At 68.4% G+C, this 20,141-nt stretch carries 18 protein-coding genes; 8 read left to right on the plus strand and 10 right to left on the minus strand.

Annotated features, from left to right (window positions below; translation table 11 throughout):
- Positions 1-6: 6 nt before the first annotated feature.
- Positions 7-831 (plus strand): alpha/beta hydrolase, encoded by an 825-nt coding sequence (locus ACQKQD_RS04920; protein WP_427507635.1) that lies wholly within the window; start codon positions 7-9, stop codon positions 829-831.
- 73 nt (positions 832-904) lie between these two features.
- On the opposite strand, the gene cydB is transcribed toward ACQKQD_RS04920, so the two are convergent.
- Entirely contained in the window at positions 905-1,918 is a 1,014-nt protein-coding gene (gene cydB / locus ACQKQD_RS04925; RefSeq protein ID WP_091677838.1) for a cytochrome d ubiquinol oxidase subunit II, read from the minus strand.
- A gap of 4 nt (positions 1,919-1,922) precedes the next feature.
- Positions 1,923-3,365 carry a cytochrome ubiquinol oxidase subunit I gene (locus ACQKQD_RS04930; protein WP_427507636.1) on the minus strand — a complete coding sequence of 481 codons (1,443 nt, stop codon included), beginning with the start codon at positions 3,363-3,365 and terminating at the stop codon, positions 1,923-1,925.
- Between the two features lie 55 nt (positions 3,366-3,420).
- On the opposite strand from ACQKQD_RS04930, the gene ACQKQD_RS04935 reads away from it, so the two are divergent.
- A complete protein-coding gene (locus tag ACQKQD_RS04935; protein ID WP_020091564.1) occupies positions 3,421-3,549 on the plus strand; it encodes a hypothetical protein in 129 nt (42 codons plus the stop codon).
- A 48-nt stretch (positions 3,550-3,597) separates the two neighbouring features.
- Here the strand turns inward: ACQKQD_RS04935 and ACQKQD_RS04940 are convergent, their stop codons facing one another.
- Positions 3,598-4,548, minus strand: coding sequence for a substrate-binding domain-containing protein (locus ACQKQD_RS04940; protein WP_427507637.1), 951 nt, complete (start codon positions 4,546-4,548; stop codon positions 3,598-3,600).
- Between the two features lie 36 nt (positions 4,549-4,584).
- Entirely contained in the window at positions 4,585-6,213 is a 1,629-nt protein-coding gene (locus ACQKQD_RS04945; RefSeq protein WP_427507638.1) for a methyl-accepting chemotaxis protein, read from the minus strand.
- Positions 6,214-7,209: 996 nt separating this feature from the next.
- Here ACQKQD_RS04945 and ACQKQD_RS04950 point away from each other — a divergent pair.
- Both ACQKQD_RS04950 and ACQKQD_RS04955 read left to right on the plus strand, forming a co-directional pair.
- Positions 7,210-7,398 carry a hypothetical protein gene (locus tag ACQKQD_RS04950; RefSeq protein WP_427507639.1) on the plus strand — a complete coding sequence of 63 codons (189 nt, stop codon included), beginning with the start codon at positions 7,210-7,212 and terminating at the stop codon, positions 7,396-7,398.
- 215 nt (positions 7,399-7,613) lie between these two features.
- A complete protein-coding gene (locus tag ACQKQD_RS04955; protein ID WP_056521700.1) occupies positions 7,614-8,333 on the plus strand; it encodes an HWE histidine kinase domain-containing protein in 720 nt (239 codons plus the stop codon).
- A 25-nt stretch (positions 8,334-8,358) separates the two neighbouring features.
- Here the strand turns inward: ACQKQD_RS04955 and ACQKQD_RS04960 are convergent, their stop codons facing one another.
- On the minus strand, positions 8,359-9,843 hold the full coding sequence (locus tag ACQKQD_RS04960; RefSeq protein WP_427507640.1) for a methyl-accepting chemotaxis protein: 1,485 nt from the start codon (positions 9,841-9,843) through the stop codon (positions 8,359-8,361).
- Between the two features lie 413 nt (positions 9,844-10,256).
- The gene (gene pucL, locus ACQKQD_RS04965) at positions 10,257-11,099 is read right to left on the minus strand and encodes a factor-independent urate hydroxylase (protein ID WP_427507641.1); all 843 of its coding nucleotides are present in this window, start codon (positions 11,097-11,099) and stop codon (positions 10,257-10,259) included.
- A gap of 173 nt (positions 11,100-11,272) precedes the next feature.
- On the opposite strand from pucL, the gene ACQKQD_RS04970 reads away from it, so the two are divergent.
- The 3 genes from ACQKQD_RS04970 to ACQKQD_RS04980 are packed head-to-tail and all read left to right on the plus strand — an operon-like array spanning position 11,273 to position 16,184.
- Positions 11,273-12,112, plus strand: coding sequence for an FAD binding domain-containing protein (locus tag ACQKQD_RS04970; protein WP_427507642.1), 840 nt, complete (start codon positions 11,273-11,275; stop codon positions 12,110-12,112).
- On the plus strand, positions 12,109-14,844 hold the full coding sequence (locus ACQKQD_RS04975; protein WP_427507643.1) for a molybdopterin-dependent oxidoreductase: 2,736 nt from the start codon (positions 12,109-12,111) through the stop codon (positions 14,842-14,844). Before ACQKQD_RS04970 ends, ACQKQD_RS04975 begins: the two co-directional genes overlap by 4 nt.
- Positions 14,844-16,184, plus strand: coding sequence for an NCS2 family permease (locus ACQKQD_RS04980; protein WP_427507644.1), 1,341 nt, complete (start codon positions 14,844-14,846; stop codon positions 16,182-16,184). The genes ACQKQD_RS04975 and ACQKQD_RS04980 overlap by 1 nt, the downstream gene beginning before the upstream one ends.
- On the opposite strand, the gene ACQKQD_RS04985 is transcribed toward ACQKQD_RS04980, so the two are convergent.
- Positions 16,181-16,810, minus strand: coding sequence for a hypothetical protein (locus tag ACQKQD_RS04985; protein WP_427507645.1), 630 nt, complete (start codon positions 16,808-16,810; stop codon positions 16,181-16,183). The two genes, ACQKQD_RS04980 and ACQKQD_RS04985, sit on opposite strands and share 4 nt — an antisense overlap.
- A gap of 252 nt (positions 16,811-17,062) precedes the next feature.
- The gene (locus ACQKQD_RS04990) at positions 17,063-17,299 is read right to left on the minus strand and encodes a hypothetical protein (RefSeq protein WP_427507646.1); all 237 of its coding nucleotides are present in this window, start codon (positions 17,297-17,299) and stop codon (positions 17,063-17,065) included.
- A 239-nt stretch (positions 17,300-17,538) separates the two neighbouring features.
- On the opposite strand from ACQKQD_RS04990, the gene ACQKQD_RS04995 reads away from it, so the two are divergent.
- The gene (locus ACQKQD_RS04995) at positions 17,539-18,099 is read left to right on the plus strand and encodes a hypothetical protein (RefSeq protein ID WP_427507647.1); all 561 of its coding nucleotides are present in this window, start codon (positions 17,539-17,541) and stop codon (positions 18,097-18,099) included.
- A 43-nt stretch (positions 18,100-18,142) separates the two neighbouring features.
- Here ACQKQD_RS04995 and ACQKQD_RS05000 read toward each other — a convergent pair whose 3' ends face one another.
- Positions 18,143-19,315 carry a DUF3800 domain-containing protein gene (locus ACQKQD_RS05000; RefSeq protein ID WP_427507648.1) on the minus strand — a complete coding sequence of 391 codons (1,173 nt, stop codon included), beginning with the start codon at positions 19,313-19,315 and terminating at the stop codon, positions 18,143-18,145.
- Between the two features lie 263 nt (positions 19,316-19,578).
- Positions 19,579-19,974: a hypothetical protein gene (locus ACQKQD_RS05005; RefSeq protein ID WP_427507649.1), complete on the minus strand. Its 396-nt coding sequence runs from the start codon at positions 19,972-19,974 to the stop codon at positions 19,579-19,581.
- Positions 19,975-20,141 lie beyond the last annotated feature (167 nt).

The following is a 20,141-nucleotide window of genomic DNA, read 5'->3' on the forward strand; positions in this document are numbered from 1 at the left end:
TGATCCATGCTGAGCTACCTGGGTGACACGATCGTCGGCCTGACCCTCGCGGTCCTGAACGCGCTGGCGCCGCTCGAAGTCAACGTGGACAAGGGCGTCCCCTATGCCGACGGGAGCGCGCACCGCGCCGACATCTACCGGCCGGCTGCCGGGAAGCCGCGTCCGGTCGCCGTGTTCCTGTACGGCGGCGGGTGGCGGACCGGATCGAAGGACGAGGTTGCCTACGTGGGCGCGGCCTTCGCGCGGCGGGGCGTCGTCGCGGTCATCCCCGAGTACCGCCACGTGCCGGCGGCGAGCCTCCAGGACATCCTCGCGGACAACGCCGCCGCCGTCGCCTGGACCCTCGCGCACGCGGCCGAGTACGGCGGCGATCCCGCCCGCGTCACCGTCGTGGGGCATTCCTCGGGGGCCTGGGCCGCCGCGATGCTGGGCCTCGACGCGACTTGGCTCCAGCGGGCCGGCTCCAGTCCCGCCAAGCTCGCCGGGATCGTCGGGCTGGCCGGACCCTACGCGACTTCGGCGCTGACCGATCCGCTGGATCGCCAGGTGTTCGCGGGCAGCGATCCGGCCCTGCAGCCGATCAACCACGCCGCGGATCCCCATCCGGCGATGCTTCTGGCCACCGGCGCGGCGGATCTCGACGTCAACCCCGCCGGAACCCTGTCGCTCGACCGGGCGCTGCGCGGCTTCGACGGCAGGGAGACGATGAAGATCTACCCGGGTCTCGGGCACGGGCAGATCGTCCACGCGATGAGCTTCCCGTTCAGTCTCCGGTACTCGGTCGCGGACGACGTCGCACGTTTCGTCAAGGGCGCCCGTGCCGGCCCGTGAGGCCGAGTGCACGAGGGCAGGGGCCGGCGCGGCGCGCCGATCCCTGCGGTCCCCATTCGACGGGCCGCGGGTCTCAGTGATAACCCGGCGCGCCCGCCGCGACCTTGCCGCGGAACAGCCAGTAGACGTAGCCGGTGTAAGCCAGGATCATCGGGACCAGGATCACCGCGCCGGCCAGAAGGAACGCCTGGCTGCTCGGGTGGGTCGCCGCGTCCCAGATCGTGACCACCGGCGGGACGATCATCGGCCACAGACTGATGCCGAGCCCGACATACGACATGAGGAACAGGCCCAGGGCGCAGAGGAACGGCGTCACTTCGGCCCGCCGATCGAGCGCGACGAAGAAGCGCCACGCCAGCAGCGCGACCAGGGCCGGCACCGGCGCGGCCAAGGCGAGATTCGGCCAGGACAACCACCGCGCGCGGAACGCGTCGCTGAGGATCGGCATCGCCGCCGAGATGACCACGATGGCCACCAGCGTGACGAGACCGAGCCGGCGCGCGAGCCGGTAGGCCCGGAGCTGGAGCTCGCCCTCCGTCTTCCAGATCAGCCAGCAGGCGCCGAGCAGACCGTAGCCGGCGACCAGGGCGGCCCCGGTCAGCACCGAGAACGGCGTCAGCCAGTCCCACCAGCCGCCCGCGTAGGCGCGACCCTCGACCCGGATGCCCTGGACCAGGGCCCCGAGGCAGATGCCCTGGCAGAAAGTCGCCACGTAGCTGCCCCACGAGAAGGACCGGTCCCAGGTCCGCTGGCTCGCGGGCGAGGCCGCGCGGAACCGCATCTCGAAGGCGACGCCGCGGAAGACCAGCGCGAGGAGCATCAGGATCAGCGGCATGTAGAGCGCCGGCAGGATCGTGGCGTAGGCCAGCGGGAACACCGCGAACAGCCCGCCGCCGCCGAGGATGAGCCAGGTCTCGTTCCCGTCCCAGACCGGCGCCACGGTGTTGACCATGACGTCCCGGTCCGCCTTGCCGCGCACCGCCGGGAACAGGATGCCGACACCGAGATCGAAGCCGTCCATCACCACGTAGAGGAAGACCGCCGTGGCGATGAGAAGCGCCCAGATGAGCGTGAGATCGAGGGGCATCGGGCTACTCCGCGGGCTGCGCGAGGGGGCGGCCGGCAGTCGAAGCGCCGGCGACGAGGGCGGGGGCGGGCGTGATGCCAGCGGTGCGGATCGGCTGTCCGGGCGGCGGGCCGGGCTCGTGGGCGTGCGGCGCCTGATTGAACAGGTGCAGGAGGTACCAGATGCCCGCGCCGAACACCGCGAGGTAGACCGCCGCGAAGGCCGCCAGCGAGGCGGCGACGGCCGGGGCCGCCACCGGTGACACGCTGTCGACGGTGCGCAGCGCGCCGTAGACGGTGAAGGGCTGACGCCCCGCCTCGGTCACCGTCCAGCCGGCCGTGACGGCGATCAGGCCGGACGGCCCCATGCCGACCGCGAAGCGGTGCAGCCAGGGCGTGTCGTAGAGCCGCCCGCGGTGGCGCAGCCAGAGCGCGGCGAGACCGAGGGCGATCATCAGCAGGCCGAGGCCGACCATGATCCGGAACGACCAGAACACCAGGGGGAGGTTGGTCGGCCAGAGGTCGCGCGGCATGTCGTTGAGCCCGCGGACCTCACCGTCGAGATCGTGGGTCAGGTAGAGGCTGGCGAGGCCGGGAATCTCGATCCGGCCCCGCACCGCGCCCGCCTCCGCGTCCGGCCACCCGAACAGGATCGCGGGGGCCCGGCGCTCCGTCCGGAAATGACCCTCCATGGCGGCGACCTTGGCGGGCTGGTGCGCGTAGGAATTGCCGCCGTGCAGGTCGCCGATCACCAGCTGGGCCGGAGCCACAGCGGCGGCCATCCACATGGCCATCGAGAACATCAGCCGGGCCCGGGGATTGGCCCGGTCCCGCAGCAGGTGCCACGCGCCCACGGCGCCGACGATCATCGCGGTGGTGAGGTAGGCGCCGGTGACCGTGTGGGCGAAGCGGTAGGGGAAGGACGGGTTGAAGACGATCGCCCACCAGTCGGCCGGGTTGAAGCGGCCGTCCGGCGCGACGACGTGGCCGGTGGGTGTCTGCATCCAGGAATTGGCCGAGAGGATCCAGAACGCGGAGGTCAGGGTGCCGACGGCGACGAGGCAGGTCGCCAGGAAGTGGAGCCCCTTGCCGACCCGCTCAAGGCCGAACAGCATGACGCCGAGGAAGCCCGCCTCCAGGAAGAAGGCCGTGAGCACCTCGTAGCCGAGAAGCGGCCCGAGCACCGGCGCCGTCCGGTCGGCGAAGACCGACCAGTTCGTGCCGAACTGGTAGCTCATGACCAGGCCGGACACGACGCCCATCGCGAAGGCGACCGCGAAGATGCGGAGCCAGTAGCGGTAGGTGTCCAGATAGACGGCCTTCCCGGTGCGCAGCCAGAAGCCTTCGAGCACGGCGAGGTAGCTCGCGAGCCCGATGGTGAAGGCCGGGAACAGGAAGTGCCAGACGACGGTGAGCGCGAATTGGGCTCGCGCGAGATTGACTGCACTCGGCAGTTCGAGGGCGGACATCGCGGTCTCCAGGGGACGAACGCGGCAGCTCTGCCGTGGCCCGGATCGCGACGCGTTGATTCAGCTCAAGGCCGGTGCCGTGAATCTGAGGGCGTCGGCGCGATTGCGCTGGATCAAGGCCCTCGCCCGCGCCACCCGCGACATCCTGCAGGCGAGCACCCTCTGCTGCCTCATGGCGCACTGACGGGCCGAACCGGCGCCGGGACGACTGGCGTTTGCCCGCCGGCGCGGTCTAGCGCGAGAAGTGGGTGGTCGACATGCGGTCCGTGATCAGCTCGGACGGGACCCAGTCGCTGGGCGGAACCGGCTCGCGACGGATCAGCGCCAGGGCGTCGTCGACCGCGCGCCGGCCCTGGACGCCCGCGTCCTGGAAGATCGTCACGGCGAGGCGAAGGTCCTGCATCGCCTGCATGCCCTCGGCGGTGGCATCCACCCCGCCGATGCGGATCCGGCCCGCCGGAATCCCAGCAGCCTCGACCGCCTCGGCGGCGCCGAGCGCCATCTCGTCGCTGGTCGCGGCGATCGCGTCGATGCCGATGCCTCGGGCGAGCCACCCGGCGACGGTGGCCCGCGCCGTCGCGCGACTCGCATCCGTCGCGGCCTCCGCGACGAGGCGGAAGCGCGGGCTCTCCGCCAGCACCTCCCTGGCACCCCTGCTGCGGAGCGCCGAGACGGGATCGGTGGCGCTGCCCGCGAGGATCGCGACGCGTCCGGCGCCACCCGACATCTGGGCGAGCTTGCGCATCTGCAGCCGCCCGGCGACGAGATCGCTCGGCACGACCTGGGTGACGCGTCCGGCAAACCAGTCGGTCCGTGCGCCGTGGCCGATGAGGACGAGTGGTACGTCGGCTTCCAGGGCCAGCCGGGTGATCTCCTCGCGCGCCGCGGAGTCGACCGGCACCACCACGAGGGCGTCGGCTCTCTCGGCGATCAGCCGCCGCGCCTGCGCGATCTGCTCGTCGCCCGCACCGTCGGGCGCGTAGACGAAGCGAGTCGCGACGCCCCGCGCGCGTGCCTGCTCGTCGAGGCCGTCGTGCAGGCGCCGGGCGACGCCTGCCGGTGTCAGGAACGCGATGGTGGTGGCCGAGGCCGGCAGCGCCCAAGCCGCGAGAGCGAGAACGAGGGACCCCCTCCAGAGCGACCCGCCGATCGAGCGGCCGCGCGCCCACTCAATCCAGTTCATGCGGCCAGTTCCGTCCCGCTCTCAGCGGGCCCCGCCTCACGCCGCACGGAGGCTCTCCAGGAGGCCAGCGAGCGCCTCGCCGAGACGGGCGGCGTCCTGGGTCAGGCTGTCGGCCGCGGTCAACACGGCCGTCGTCGTCGGCTCGGCCGCCTCGGGAATCTCGGTGACGCCTGCGCCCTCCGCGTCGAACCCCTCGGTGCCGTCGGTCGCCTCCGCGATGGCCGTCACGATCTCCCGCGCGGTCGCACCCTGCCGCTCCACGGACTCGACGATAACGTTCGCCGCGCGGCTCATGTCCTCGACCCGCGCCGTGATGCCCGCGATCGCCGACACGGCCGCGTCGGTCGAGCCTCGGATCTCGGAGACGTGCTGGCCGATGATCTCGGTGGCCTCCCTGGTCTGCGCGGCCAGGGCCTTCACTTCGGAGGCGACCACCGCGAAGCCGCGGCCCGCGTCGCCGGCCCGGGCGGCCTCGATCGTGGCGTTGAGGGCCAGCAGGTTCGTCTGTGCTGCGATCTTGGCGATGAGGCGGACCGTGTCGCCGATCCGGTCGACGGCGCTGCTCAGCGCCTGAACGCGGGCGGTCGTCCGGGCCGCGTCCGCCGCGGCGCTTCCGGCCAGGGCCGCGGCGGCCTCAGCCTGCGCCCCGACCTCTTCGACCGCCGCGCCGAACGTGTCGGCAGAGACGGTGATCTGCCGGACCTTCGATCGCGTCTGCGCGAGCGCGGCGCCCAACGTGGTCGATCGAGCCGCCCCATCGCGGATCGCTTGGCCCACGTCGTCGGCGGTGACGCGCAGTGCCGCGGCGGTCGAAGACACGGCCTCGACCATGCCGCCGATCGTGGTCTCGACCCGCTCGGTCGCGTGCTCGATCACGGCGCGGCGCTGCTCGCTCTGAGCGCGCGACCGATCGGCTTCCGCGTCCCGCAACACGGCCTGCCGCAGCGTTTCCTGAACAGCTCTCGTCGCAGCCGCCATGACGCCGAGTTCGGTGCAGCCCGCTGCCGCCGGGACCGCGACGGTGAGATCGTGGTCGGTCAGTCGCTGCATGGTGGAGGCCAGCGCTGTCATCGGCTGCGCGACGCCGCGCAGGATGGCCTGCACCAGGACCAGGGCAGCCAGCGCAGCGGCGGACAAGCCGGCCACGAGGCTCGGGCGCAAGGTCGAGCCGGCGGCGTCGACAGCTGCGAGTTGCTCGGCGACCGCGGCGTCGCGGTCGGTCAGCAGCGCGTCGACATCCCGTGCGACGGCTGCCGCGTCGGCCTGAAGCGCCGTCGCCCGCACCCTGTCGGCGAGATCGCGTTCCCCAGCCCTGTCGAGGGCGGCCGCTTCCGTCTCCACGGCGAGGAAATGCTGCCACGCGTCCCACAGACCGCGAGCGCGCTCCCGCTCGTCCGCCGTCCTGATCGTCGGCACATAGGTGGTCCAGGCCTTGATGAATGCCTCGTGCGCCGCGGTTGTCCAATCGATGTCCTGCCGAGGGCCAGCCTCGGACGATACGGCGCGCGCGGGACGTTCCGACGCACCGAGCTCCTGTGTCCGCTGCTTCATGGTGCCGAGAGCCCGGACAGCCTCGATCTCCTGAGCCAGAGTGCGGCTGGCAGCGTCGATCGCGCCGACCTGCAATAGCAGGACGTAGACAATTCCAAATGTGAGCGAGCTCATCGACCCTGCGAAGACGATCACGATCGTTCTGAAACGCAGGGTGCAGCGATGGGTTGTTCGGATAAGGAATGGCACCATAATCCTGACCCTAGGAAGGATCACCATGGCGCGTCTATGTTACGGACCAAGAAAAATCAATTGCCTTCAATGGGCCAACAAATGCATCAAAATTTTTGAAACTTTGCTTCGGCCCTCGGTTAAGATATATCATAGGCTTATATCGGCAGACATATAATTTACACAATCAAACTATATAGGACAAATATCGGAATGGCGAGCGAGAGGGCGATGCATTATTGTAGGGGAAGCTGCTAGGCGTCCGAATCTGTCGCTGCCGGAGAGTCGCGCGGCCGCGCTCGTCAGTGAGCTTCAGGACCGGCTCTATACAGGCCGACGCGCGGGCCATGGCGTGCCTCCGGGCGGGCTGCTCGGAGGGCATATCGCAGCCGAGACGATCGCCGGGCGACGCGGCGACGGAGCCTCGGTCAGAGCGGCTTGGCCTGCTGTGCCCGCATCCACAGCAGGCCGGCGATGCCCATCCAGGGACAGACGAAGACGATGAAGGCGACCAGCCCCATGACGACCTCCCGACAGCGTGCGGCGGACCTCAGGAAACGCTCGTGGTTTTTGCCGGATCCCTCTGATCGGACATGGCCCGGGCTTGGCGCGCCATGGCGATCAGCTCAGAGGCCGTGAGACCGCGCGGCGGCGGCGGTTCAGGCAGGTCGGCCAGTCCCGGCGAACGCGGTGCCGGCGGAAGGGCAGCCGCGCGCCCGGGCCAGAGCCGCTTCAGCCGTCCTGCCTTCCGCAAGCTTTGTCCCGCCACGCATCCGTCTCCCACACATCGAAGTGCGGCCACGGGTAGGCGACCGGGGCAGGGATGGTTAGCCGAACCGAAACAAGGGTCGGACTCCGGCCCGGCGTGGGGCGTATGCGACGCCCCCTGGGCGGGTGCGTCCGCCGCCCTACCGCTGGCGTTTTCCGGATCGCCGGCGAATGGTGCAGGTCGAACCGGGCCCGACGACGACGCTCGGATCCTGCCGAAACCGCCATCCGGCATTCGGCCGGCTCGGGATGATCGCGAACGTCGACGCGGCCGAATTGTCGCTCGGGGTGATCAAGGCCGAAGCTTCGCGTGCGGCTCGGAGGTGCTTCGTCGAAGATCGGCCTCTGGTCAGAACGTAGCCTGAAACCTGGACGAATGATCGCCGGTATTGGCTGACAGCATCTCGGAGCTCGATGATCGCTCCGCGGCGGGGCGTGTTCAGGTCAGACGGGCACGAGCCGGCACTTCCCGCCCGGTTCAGCGAAAATCTCCGGTCTGTGATGCTGGCGCAGGTCCGCGATACGTTATGTGAGCTGAACGGAACCTCCCGGCTTTCGGCGCTGAGAGAGCGAACATGGCAGAGCCCCAAGCAATGGCCGCGCGCGTCGCGCACCTCGAAGCGGACAATGCCCGTCTTCGCCGCCTCCTGGACGAGTCCGGGACACCGGACGGTCTGCGTCACGGCTTGCGCGACACGTTGGCGATGCTGCGGGCGGTCCTGCGTCTCTCGGCCGAGACCGCCGAGACCGTTGACGGCTACGCGACGCATCTCGAAGGTCGGCTGGACGCCATCGCGCGCGTGCGGGTCGCGGCCGACACGTTCGGCGAGGTGAGCCTGCACACGCTCATCTCCGACGAGCTGATGATCCACCTGATCCGCGAAGGCGAACAGGCGACGCTGGCGGGGCCGACCGTGCGCCTCCGGCCGAAGGCCGCGCAGCTGATGGCCCTCGCGGTCCACGAACTCTGCAGCAACGCGATCGAGCACGGCGCCTTCGGTCTCTCGAAGGGCGGTGTCGACGTCACCTGGGTCGTCGCCGGCGCCGGGGCGAGCCCGCCCGGCGACCTGACGCTCGTCTGGAAAGAATCGGGGGGTATGGGCGTCGCGCAGCCGAGCCGCCGCGGCTTCGGCATGCAGGTGCTTACCGAGATGCTGAGCTACGAGCTGCGGGCAACCGTCGCGCTCGCCTTCGAGCCCGACGGCCTGCGCTGCACGGTCACCTGCCCGCTGATCCCCCGGATCGGGCGCTTGGTCGAGGACGAGCGCGCGGACGAAGGCGGCGATCCGGGCTGACCCGGCGGCGACAGCCCGGATCGCCTCAGCCGAAAGCCCGCGCGGTCTCCCGGACCTGCCGCGTCGCGCGGTCGGCACGGCCGCTCGCCCGCGCGATCGTGGTCATCCCGCCGGAGATCGCGGAGACGTCCTGTGCGGCGGTCTGCATGGTGCCCGACATCTCGCGCATCACCGCGGATTGCTCCTCGACGGCTGCCGCGATGGTCGACGAGGCCGCGTCCAGGGTCCGGATCGTGCCCTGGATCGTGTCGATGGCGTCGACGGCCTCCCGGGTCGCCGCCTGCGTCGAGGCGATCTGCTGGCGGATCTGTTCCGTCGCGCGCGCCGTCTGCGCGGCCAGGGTCTTGACCTCCAACGCCACCACCGCGAAGCCGCGACCGGCTTCGCCGGCACGGGCCGCCTCGATGGTGGCGTTGAGCGCGAGCAGGTTGGTCTGCGCGGCGATGCCGGAGATGAGGCTCAGCACCGCGCCGATCTGCGCGGCCTGGTCGCTGAGGCCGGTCACGATCCGGCCGGTGCGCTGCGCCTGCTCCACGGCCTGCCCGGCCATCTCGGCGGCGTGGCTCACCTGCTGGCTGATCTCATCCACCGAAGCCGACAGCTGCTCCGCGCCGGTGGCCACCGAGCGGATGTCGCCGGACACGCGGTCCACCCGCGTGACCGCCGCGTCGGCCTGGCGCGTCACATCCGCCACGGCGTCGCCGATGGCGTCCAGCTCGGCGCCGATGGCGCTCTGCGCGGCGGCGCGCTGCTGCCGCTCGTGGACCTGGGCGGTGATGTCGGTGGCGAACTTGACGACCCGGACGGGCCGTCCATCCGCGTCCGTGATCGGATTGTAGGTCGCCTGGATCCAGACTTCCCGCCCACCCTTGCCGGTGCGGCTGAACACGCCGGACTGATACTCCCCGCGCGCCAGGGCGGCCCAGAACAGCCGGTAAGCCTCGCTGGCGCGCTCCGCCTCGCCGACGAACAGGCTGTGATGCCGCCCCACGATCTCGTCGAGCCGATAGCCCACCGCGTCGAGGAAGTTCGCGTTGGCGGTGAGGATCGTGCCGTCGAGCGCGAAGGCGATCACCGCCTGCGAGCGGTGCAGCGCGCTGATCTGCCCTTCCAGATCGAGGGCGCGGAGCTTCTGGGCGGTGATGTCGGTGGCGAACTTGACGATTTTGACCGGTCCGCCGCGCGCGTCGAGCACCGGGTTGTAGGAGGCCTGGATCCAGACCTCCCGCCCGCCCTTGGCGAGCCGCTTGTACTCGGCGCTGGCGAAGGTGCCGCGCCGCAGCTTGTCCCAGAATTCCCGATAGGCCTCGCTCTCCCGCTCGGCCGGCGGGACGAACAGGCTGTGATGCCGGCCGCGGATCTCCTCGAGCGCGTAGCCCATGGCTTCCAGGAAGTTCGGATTGGCGTCGAGGATCGTGCCGTCCAGCGCGAACTCGATGGTGGCGAGGGACCGGCTCAACGCCGCGAGTTTGGCCGCGTGATCCCTCCCAGCCAGAACGCCCTCGAACATCGATGTCTCCGCATCCTGGGATGAGGGTGCGGCCGAAGCGCGCACCGAGCCGGTCGGATCAAGAATTTCTTGATCGAGATAAATTTTTATTGCGCCGGGCGACACCATAAACCTGTCGATGCCCGGCTCTAGCGCCGGCTTCGATAATAGGATGCCGTTGCGCGGCGGTTAAAATGGTTCGCTTTGCTCAAGAAAACCGCGGTGATCCGCGAACTGCGCAGTCCCACGCAATGAAAAGCCATGGGACAGCATAGATCAAGGGCCAGACTATCTTGCGTTGTGCGGCGCCCGTGTTCGCCCGCCGCTCGCCAGCCTGCGGTTGTAGGATTGCACCGCTGATCCACAGCCCACCGATCGACGCGGCGCGCGATGATGCGTGGGGAATCTGGGAAGGGCGTCGCGGCGCGGGCCGATCAGCCTGTCCGGCCGATCGTCGCCTCGATCCGGCCGTAGGGCTCGTCGGTCGGCAGGAAGACAACGCCCGGGTTGTCGAGGCCGAACGGTGTCAGGTCGATCGGCAGGTAGTGCTTGTTGGGCATGACGAAGCCGATCTCGGCCAGTTCCGGGACGGCGGCCAGGGCGGCCTCGCCCATCCGGTACATGCTGTCCTGGATCCCGCGGCTGTAGGTGGTGCCGAAGACGGTCAACAGCGTCGCGAGAATGCGGGCGTTGGTTCCGGCGTGATCGTGCGGCGCCGAGGCCCAGGTCCAGGTCGCGTCCATGCTGGTCGCGGCGATGCGGTCGGTCGTGTCGGGCAGGGTCCGGTACTGGTCCGCCACGAACCCCGTCCAGCCCGATTGCGTGGTCTTCATGAAGGTGTAGCCGCGCAATCCGGAGCGCAGGGTCGACCCGGTCCGGTCGGCGGTGAGCCCCACGAAGCCGGCGCCGTTCCCGTCGCGCGTGAAGGTGTGGCCGTGCGGCGCGTCGGCGATCGCGTGGCGGAGCCAGCGAACTTCCTCCGCGTCGATCGTGACGGTCTCGACCTGCGGGTAGGTCTCGAGCAGCACCCGCGCGACCGCGGCGACGAACCCCTCGGCGTCGAGCCCGAGATGCCGCGCCGCCGTCACGTTGACGATGTTCCGGATGCTGTCGGTGGCGATGGAGGCGCGGTTGTCACCCTCTGTCCAGGCCGCCTCGAAGCGCCCGGTCAACATGACCGACAGCGTCAGCTCGCGCGGCGTGTGGTGGTCGCCGTCGCGGGCGAGGCGCAGCACGCGAACCCGTTCCTTGCCGTACCGCGATGCCGTCAGGGCCATGGGGATCTCCGATCCGGACCGCCGCCGGCCATCTCACGCAAATCTGATTCATCCTAGGCCGACGTGCGTGGGGGCGCCAAGGTTCGAAGTTGCCGGCGCGGCTTGACCGGGGCCCGATTAGAACCGGCATAGTGTCGGGCCGGGCCGAACCGGCCTCGGACCGGCGAGCGGGCATGGACCTCAACACGATCGAGACCGTCGTCCGGCCGCGGAGTCGGACCGAGCTTCCCGCCTGGGCGGACGGCGATGCCTGCCTGGGAGGCGGGACGTGGCTGTTCTCCGAGCCGCAGGTCGGGATGCGGCGCCTCGTCGACCTCGCGGCGCTCGGATGGCCACCGCACGCCGTCGACGCGGAGGGCCTCACCCTCGCGGCGACCTGCACCATCGCCCAGCTCGACCGGCTGGAACTGCCGCCGGGCTGGAACGCAGCACCGCTGGTGGGCCAGTGCTGCCGCGCGCTGCTCGGCTCCTTCAAGATCTGGAACGTGGCCACGGTCGGCGGCAACGTCTGCCTCGCCCTCCCGGCCGGGCCGATGATCGCCCTAGCGACGGCCCTCGACGCGACCTGCACGATCTGGTCCGCCGACGGGGCCGAGCGGGAGCTCCCGATCCTCGACGTCGTCCTCGCGCCGCAGCGGAACGCCCTGGCGCCGGGCGAGATCCTGCGGAGCCTGTCGATGCCGGCCGCGGCGCTCGCGCGCCGCACGGCCTTCCGCCGCATCAGCCTCAGCCCGAACGGGCGTTCCGGCGCGCTGCTGATCGGGACGCGCGGCCCGGACGGCGCCTTCGCGCTCACCGTCACGGCCTCCGTCAAACGCCCGCTCCGACTCGCCTTCGACGGTCTGCCGGATCCGGCCGCGCTGATGCGGGCGCTGGACGAGGCGATCCCGGACGCGCTCTACCACGACGATGTCCACGGGCGGCCCGACTGGCGCCGCCACATGACCCGGCACTTCGCCGAGGAGATCCGCGGGTCACTCGACGCGGCGCCGTCGCCGGGAGCCGCGTCATGAAGCTCACGATCAACGGTGCCGCGCACGAGGGCGCGCCGAGAGCCGGGCAGTGTCTCCGGACCTACTTGCGCGAGGCCGGCTGGTTCGGCGTGAAGAAGGGCTGCGACGCCGGAGATTGCGGCGCCTGCACGGTCCATCTCGACGGCGAGCCCGTGCACAGCTGCCTGTTACCGGCCTTCCGCGCCGAGGGACGGAGTGTGACCACGATCGAGGGGCTGGCCGGTCCCTGCCGCGCCGACGCGGCCGAGCCGGCGGCGTTCCACCCGATGCAGGAAGCCTTCCTGGCGGCCCAGGGCTTCCAGTGCGGCTTCTGCACGCCAGGCATGATCATGACCGCGGCGAGCCTCGACCAGGGTCAGAAGCAGGATCTCGGCACCGCCCTCAAGGGCAATCTCTGCCGCTGCACCGGCTACCGCGCCGTGCGCGAGGCCATCGCCGGCAGCGCGCGCTCGGTCGAGAGCGACGGCTGCGGCGATCCCGTGGGCCGCAACCTCGCGGCACCGGCCGCGCCGCTGGTCGTGTCCGGCCGCGCCCGCTTCACGATGGACGCACCGCTCGGCGACACGCTCCACCTCAAGGTGCTGCGCTCGCCGCACGCCCATGCCCGGATCGTCGCGATCGACGCGACGGCCGCCCGCGCCATCCCGGGCGTCGTGGCCGTGCTGACCCACGCCGACGCGCCGACGCGCCGCTTCTCGACCGCCCGCCACGAGGACCCGCGGGACGACGCCTCGGACACGCGGGTGCTCGACCCGATCCTGCGGTTCGTCGGCCAGCGCGTCGCCGCGGTGGTGGCGGAGACGGAAGCCGCCGCGGAGGCTGGATGCCGCGCCCTGCAGGTGACCTACGAGGTGCGCCCGGCGCTCCTCGATCCGGAGCGCGCCCTCGATCCCGACGCAGCCCGCGTCCACGATCCCCGTGATTGCCCGGGCGAGGACGCACCGCCCCTGGAGAGCCATCCCAATCTCGCCGGCGAGGTGCACGGCGCGGTCGGCGACGTGGCGGCGGGCCTCGCCGAGGCCGACTTCGTCTATGCCGGGACGTTCCGGTCGCAGCGCGTCCAGCACGCCGCCATGGAGACCCACGGCTGCATCGGCTGGCGCGCCGAGGACGGCCGCCTGACGCTGCGCACCAGCACCCAGGTGCCGTTCCTGACCCGGGACACGCTGGCGGACCTGTTCGGGCTCGAGAAGGACGCGGTGCGCGTCGTCTGCGCGCGGGTCGGGGGCGGCTTCGGCGGAAAGCAGGAGATGCTGACCGAGGATCTCGTCGCCCTGGCGGTCCTGCACACCGGCCGGCCGGTGCGCTGGGAGCTGACCCGCCGGGAGCAGTTCGTCGGGACGACGACGCGCCACCCGATGCGGGTGGACGTGAAGGTCGGCGCCCGCCGCGACGGCACCCTCACGGCGCTGAGCCTCGACGTCCTGTCCGACACCGGCGCCTACGGGAACCACGCGGGCGGCGTGATCCACCACGCCTGCCACGAGGTGCTGGCCGCCTATGTCTGCCCGAACAAGCAGGTGAGCGGCCGCGCCGTCTACACCCACACGGTGCCGGCGGGGGCCTTCCGCGGCTACGGGCTGAGCCAGACGATCTTCGCGCTGGAATCCGCCCTGGACGAGGTCGCCCGCGAACTCGGCCTGGACCCGTTCGCCCTGCGGCGGCGCAACGCCGTCAAGCCGGGCGACGCCATGGTGTCGAATAGCCTGGAACCGCACGACGTGATCTTCGGCAGCTACGGGCTCGACCAGTGCCTCACCCTGGTCGAGGAGGCGCTGCGGTCCGATCCGGGGCCCGAGCCGCAACCCGGCTGGCGCGCCGGGACCGGCATGGCGATGGCGATGATCGACACGATCCCGCCGCGCGGCCACCACGCCGACGCGCGGGTCAGCCTGGACGCCGACGGGCACTTCACCGTGCGCGTCGGGACGGCCGAGTTCGGCAACGGCACCAGCACGGTGCATCGGCAGATCGCGGCCTCGGCGCTCGGCGCCGCGCCGGAACGTGTCCGTGTCGCGGGCGCGGACACGGATATCGTCGGGCACGACACCGGCGCCTACGGGAGCACCGGCACGGTGGTGGCGGGCCTGGCGACGCTGCGCGCCGCCGAGGCGCTCGCGCTCCGGATCCGCGCGCGGGCCGCCGAGATCGCGGGCGCGACCCCGGAATCCTGCCGCTTCGACGGGGAGCAGGTCGAGACGCCGGCCGGACCGGTCACGCTGGCGGCGATCGGTCCCCTGGACGCGACCGGCCGGGCCGACGGCAGCCCGCGCTCGGTGGCGTTCAACGTCCACGCCTTCCGGGTGGCGGTCGACCCGGTGAGCGGCGCGGTGCGGATCCTCAGGAGCGTCCACGCCGCCGATGCCGGGCGGGTGATCAACCCGATGCAGTGCCGCGGTCAGGTCGAGGGCGGCATCGCGCAGGCGCTCGGCGCGGCGCTCTACGAGGACGTCCAAGTCGCCGCGGACGGGAGCCTCGTTACCCAGACGTTCCGCGACTACCACATCCCCGCCTGCGCCGACGTGCCAGACACCGAGGTCCTGTTCGCCGACACGCACGACAGCGTCGGCCCCCTCGGCGCCAAGTCGATGAGCGAGTCGCCGTTCAACCCGGTGGCGGCGGCGCTCGGCAACGCCATCCGGGACGCGACCGGGGCTCGCCTGACCGCGACCCCCTTCGCGCCGGACAGGATCTACCGGGCCGTGGCGGCCGGCCGGGCGGGGCTCGCGTGATGGATCGCGCGCGGGACGCGGTGCCGGCGGCGAGGCCCGGCCTCCTGGAACGCACCTTCCGCCTCGCCGAGCACGGCACCAGCGTGCGCACGGAGGTTCTGGCGGGGCTGACCACCTTCCTGACGATGGCCTACATCGTCTTCATCAACCCGAGCATCCTCGGGGATGCCGGCATGCCCCGGGGCGCGGTTTTCGTGGCGACCTGCCTCGTGGCGGCGCTCGGCTCGATGATCATGGCGCTCTGGGCCAATTACCCGATCGCCCTCGCGCCCGGCATGGGGCTCAACGCCTACTTCACCTACGTGGTGGTCCAGCAGCTCGGCTTCAGCTGGCAGGCCGCCCTCGGCGCGGTGTTCATCTCGGGCGTGTGCTTCCTGATCGTCACGCTGACAGGCCTGCGCGCGCTGATCGTCGAGGGGATCCCGCGCTCCATGCGGATCGCCATCACGGTCGGGATCGGCCTGTTCCTGGCGATCATCGCGCTCAAGAACGCCGGCCTCGTCGCGGCGAGCCCGGCGACCTTCGTCACCCTCGGCGACCTGCACAAGCCCGAGGCGATCCTGGCGGTGCTGGGCTTCCTGATGGTGGCCGTCCTCTCCGCCCGGAAGGTGCGGGCGGCGCTGCTGTCGAGCATCCTCACCGTCACGGCGCTGAGCTTCGTCTTCGCGGGCAACACCTTCCAGGGAATCGTCTCTCTGCCGCCCTCGATCGCCCCGACCCTGTTCGCCCTCGACATCCCGGGGGCCCTCTCGGCGGGCCTGCTCAACGTGATCCTGGTCCTGTTCCTGGTGGAGCTGTTCGACGCCACCGGCACGCTGATGGGCGTGGCGAGCCGGGCCGGTCTCCTGACCGACGGGAAGATGCGCCGCCTCGACCGGGCGCTGATGGCCGATTCCGTCTCGGTCTTCGCGGGCTCGCTCCTCGGCACGTCGAGCACGACGGCGTACCTGGAGAGCGCCTCCGGCGTCGAGGAGGGCGGCCGCACCGGGCTCACGGCCGCCACCGTGGCGGTGCTGTTCCTCGCCTGCCTGTTCTTCGCGCCGCTCGCGGGCGCGGTGCCCGCCTACGCCACGGCGCCGGCGCTGTTCTACGTCGCCTGCCTGATGCTGCGCGAGCTGGTCGAGCTCGACTGGGACGATATCACCGAGGTCGTGCCGGCCTGCGTCACGGCCCTGCTGATGCCGTTCACCTACTCGATCGCCACCGGCGTCTCCTGCGGGTTCATCACCTACGCGGCGCTGAAGCTGCTGGCGGGCCGCGCCCGGGAGGTGAAGCCGATCGTCTGGGTGATCGCGGCGGTCTTCCTGTTCAAGTACATTGAAGGGCCGGGACTCCACTAAGAGATTGTGATATCAGGGGGATGCGAGCCGGAAACCGGTATACATAACGGGTAACACGATGCCGGATGGACGCCGGGTTCGACGGTTTGCGGGTCGCAAGGACTCCACGGTGGCACTGTTCCTCCTGGTACTTTGAATTCGGGTCGTACTCTATTATAAAAATAGTCATCGGAATTGGAGAAAACAGCATTCACAAGCCTGGCTGCCGAAGATATATCGGGTGCTAGCAAAAAATCGAAGAGAGGCATATATGGATGCAGGTATTGATCCATAGCTCCTTCGTAGAAGGCGCCGCTGTCAAAGCCAAAAACATATTTCGGAGTGGGAACTAGCCCAGGATCGAGTATCAAGGCTGACGGAAAAAGACTTGATAAACTTGCTGGTGTCATGTCATCTTTGTTGCGATATGAAATTCGTCCATAAAAAGCATAAGTCACCTTTTCCTTCAAGACCTTGCATTCGGTAATGGATGCGATTTCACTGGCGTCGATAATATCGCGCAAGGTGTAGCTGCTCGTCACATGGGTCAAGCCCAAGATTTTGTCAGGATTAGGCAGAGAAGATACGAAATTTGCAAGATCTTTCCGTGGCGCTCGCCCGCTAAGTGCGGTCAAATTCTTGGACAATGATGATCTCCTCGATCCCGATGATCGCAGTTATCGCGTGTAGAACGAAGAACGGGAAGCCTCAGCGCGAACCCTGCCACCTCAAGTTTGTAGCTGATCCCGTTCTAGCTCCGTTCGAGCGAATGAACACCTGCGATGGCTCGGTGTTTCACAACCTATGCGTTATGGCTCTGCACCGATCGCTGGCGACCTACGATCGATCCGCTCAGTTTGTGGAATCGGGCCTCGTTCTGAAAGGCCGTTTCCTTCGAGCTAGGCCGGTCTCGCCCGCTTCCGCACGACTCGGATACCCTGGCGCAGAGTGATCTCACTATGGGGATACGCACCCTCGACGGCTCCGAGCGCGGCCACGGCGCCGTCGAGCGGATAGATCACCGCCAGACGCATCTCGATACTCCCCCGCTCGCCCCAGACCTCGATCGTGAACGGATTGCCGGGAGGCACCGGGGGTTCAAGGCTCGCGGGTTTCGGTAGATCGAGCTTTGCCACGCTGCCAGCCTCGTACTTCCGCGGCAACTCCGCTCCCGGTACCCACTGATGTTTGGTATCGCGCCGATGACCGGCGACTGAGCTATCGCAGAGATCCTGGCCGAGCACGCGGTCGCCGCCGATCAACCCCCTAGACCGAGCTTGAATTGGGCGCGCTTCAGTGCTTCGTCGGGGCATCAACGATAAGGAGTGCCTGATCCTCAAGATCGATCGGGCGCCGCTTGTGGAAGGGGCCAACGATGGGAGAGGCGAAACGAAGGGCGATCGAAGCGTCTTGGTTCCAGGATCTGACCGCTGACGAGCAGAAGGTGGTGCTTCTCGCCCGGAGGCTGATCACGGTCCTGCCGATGCAGGGCGCCTGTTACCAGACGACGTTCTTCATGAAGTACCACCTCGAGACCGTTCACGGTATCGTCGGCCTGCCCGTCGTCGGCTTCGTCAACGATGGCACCGACGACATGTACCCCTCACACGCGTGGTACGAGTACAACGGTCAGAAGACGGACATCACGTTGGCGCGGCCGTTTCAGCCTCATCTCCAGCCGCCTGGACCGATCACCATTCATGGCCGCGTCGTTCGGTCAGGCAACCCCTACACCTATCACGCCGAGCGCCCGCCTGAAGGTGATGAACTGATCGCCCGGTATCTCCAGGATCCGGAGTCGCGGCCGATCATGGAGCACGCCGCTGCGCGTCACGCCGAGATGACCGAGACGGCGAAGGATAATTCCCTGATCCGGACGTACCTCGACAACGCACCGAACGGCATGACGTACGACCGTATAGTCCAGCGTCTCTGAGCGACTTCAGAGGCCGAGACCAGGACGGCTGCGGAATTGCTCTTCAATCGGCCGATGGGAGGCCCGCGGCTTCTGCGGCCTGCATGGCGGCGAGACGCCGCGCTTCGTTTTCACGCACGAAATTCTCCCCGAACTCCAGCTGCTCCCGGCTCATATCCGCCGACATCATCGTATTGAGATCGGACTCGAGGGAGCCTTCGACGCCAGCGAATGACATGTCGTTCTGCAAGGCATTTTTCATTGCGTAGTTCAGCAATTCTCCGGATCGATTTCCGATCTCTTTCCCATCGAGGGTGCGCTTGAACAGCCAGAGAATGACATCGATTACCTGTAGGCCGGCGCTGTTCTGCTCGGTCGACATCGTGAATTCGCTGCCAAGGACTCGTCCGAAGCGGTACGGCCGCTCCTCACCAGGAAAATGTACGGGCTGCTCTTCTTTTCGCGAGCTGTCACTGATGATAGCATGCCATTTCGTCAGGGTTTTACCGAATTGAGACTGTTCGTCGTGGACGATCTGCCTCACAGGTCGGTCCCACTTCTTGGAATGGTGTTCGATCCCGTCGAGCAGGTTGGTAAACGCCACGAAGTTCGGGGCGTTCAGAAGCCGGTCGACCTTGTTTTTCACAAACGTCGTAAAAGCCTGCGGGTTGTCTCGTGCCCACGTCAGAGCGTCCGTCGCGAGCTGTCGAGACCGGGCATCGTACAGACGGTCTACATTTCCGAGCATGGCCTCCGCGCCCTGAACGAACAACTCCTTCGAAGTCCGCTCGTTCGAGGCTGTCAAACAGTCCCATACAATGCTCGCCACTTCTTCAGTGACAACCGCGTGAGATAGTTTGAACATCAGCAAGAGCTTAAGGTGCTTCACCCAATAGACATGCCACGGGACCGCGACGTTCTCGCCCGCATCGAAGTAGGTATCGAAAACCTTAGCGGTCGCGAGATAACGCTTCTCAAGCCGCGAGAAGAAGAATCGCGACGGGCTTTTTTTCAGAAGGCGATGGAGGTCCGATGCGATGATCTCGATTTTTGCGACGCCAAGTTCGTTCGCGTGCAAGGCATCGCTGTCGACTTTGTGTGAGATCTGGAGAAGGGCGGCCTTGTTCACCAGATCAAAGTTGGTCTTCGATATCAGGGCCGCCGTGATGTAGTGAGGCTGGTTCGGATCGAAGATCTTGTTCCCGGTGTTCCCGCTTTCGTCGACATACGCCCACATCCAACGCCTCGTCGGTCCACCGATCTGTTTCAACCGGAGCTTGTAGCGGCGGAGGTCGCCAAACGGCAAGGCGAATCGGGAGAAGCTCTCGGTCTAGAGACCCGACGCTCGATCACGGCCGAATCGCACCGATGATCAACGCGCGGCTCAGCATTTTGGAAGGGGATCGGGCCGGCTCATGCGATATTGGGACGCCCTCCTGAATGAGGTTGGAGTCAAAGTCTCCGTCAGACCGGGGCAGCGTACGTGGGCCACTCCGAATGTCACGGCTGGACGCTGTTGCCCCCTTCAAGCGTCCGCCTCACGCTCGAGAGGCAGAGGATCTGATCCTGGCGAAGGTAGACCTCCTTCTGATCGAGCGCCTCGTCCAACAACGGCTTCATATTCAGTGCGGTGAAGGGATCCGAGCCGAAGGGGACGCTGCCGTCCTTGGGATGCGACGCCAGCTTCCTGGCCGTCTCGAGCGCGCAGTACTCAACCCATTCCGTCCCAAGTTCGAGACGTTTTGCCTGTGCGCCGACAGCGGTCCGGATACGCTTGTTCATGGCGATGATGGCCCGGCCCACATCGGCTCGGCTCACCTCCTGAGCGTCAGACACAGCCGGTGCGAAACAGAGGGCGGTCGCCGCCAGCATCAGCCGGATGTGGGTGCGCATCATGAGGTCCTTCGCAAAACATGTCGGAGGGGGGATACGCCGGCTGCTCAAGCGGTGCCGTGGGTTCAACCAAGTCTGACCAGGGTCTTCGCGAGCTGGGGACGGGCGTGAACTGGTGGCGTAAATCCGATCGGAGACCGGTAATTACGCCTCTCGGGCTTCTGGCATCC

It is taken from the genome of Methylobacterium sp. NPDC080182, from assembly GCF_050281105.1.
GTDB lineage: Bacteria > Pseudomonadota > Alphaproteobacteria > Rhizobiales > Beijerinckiaceae > Methylobacterium.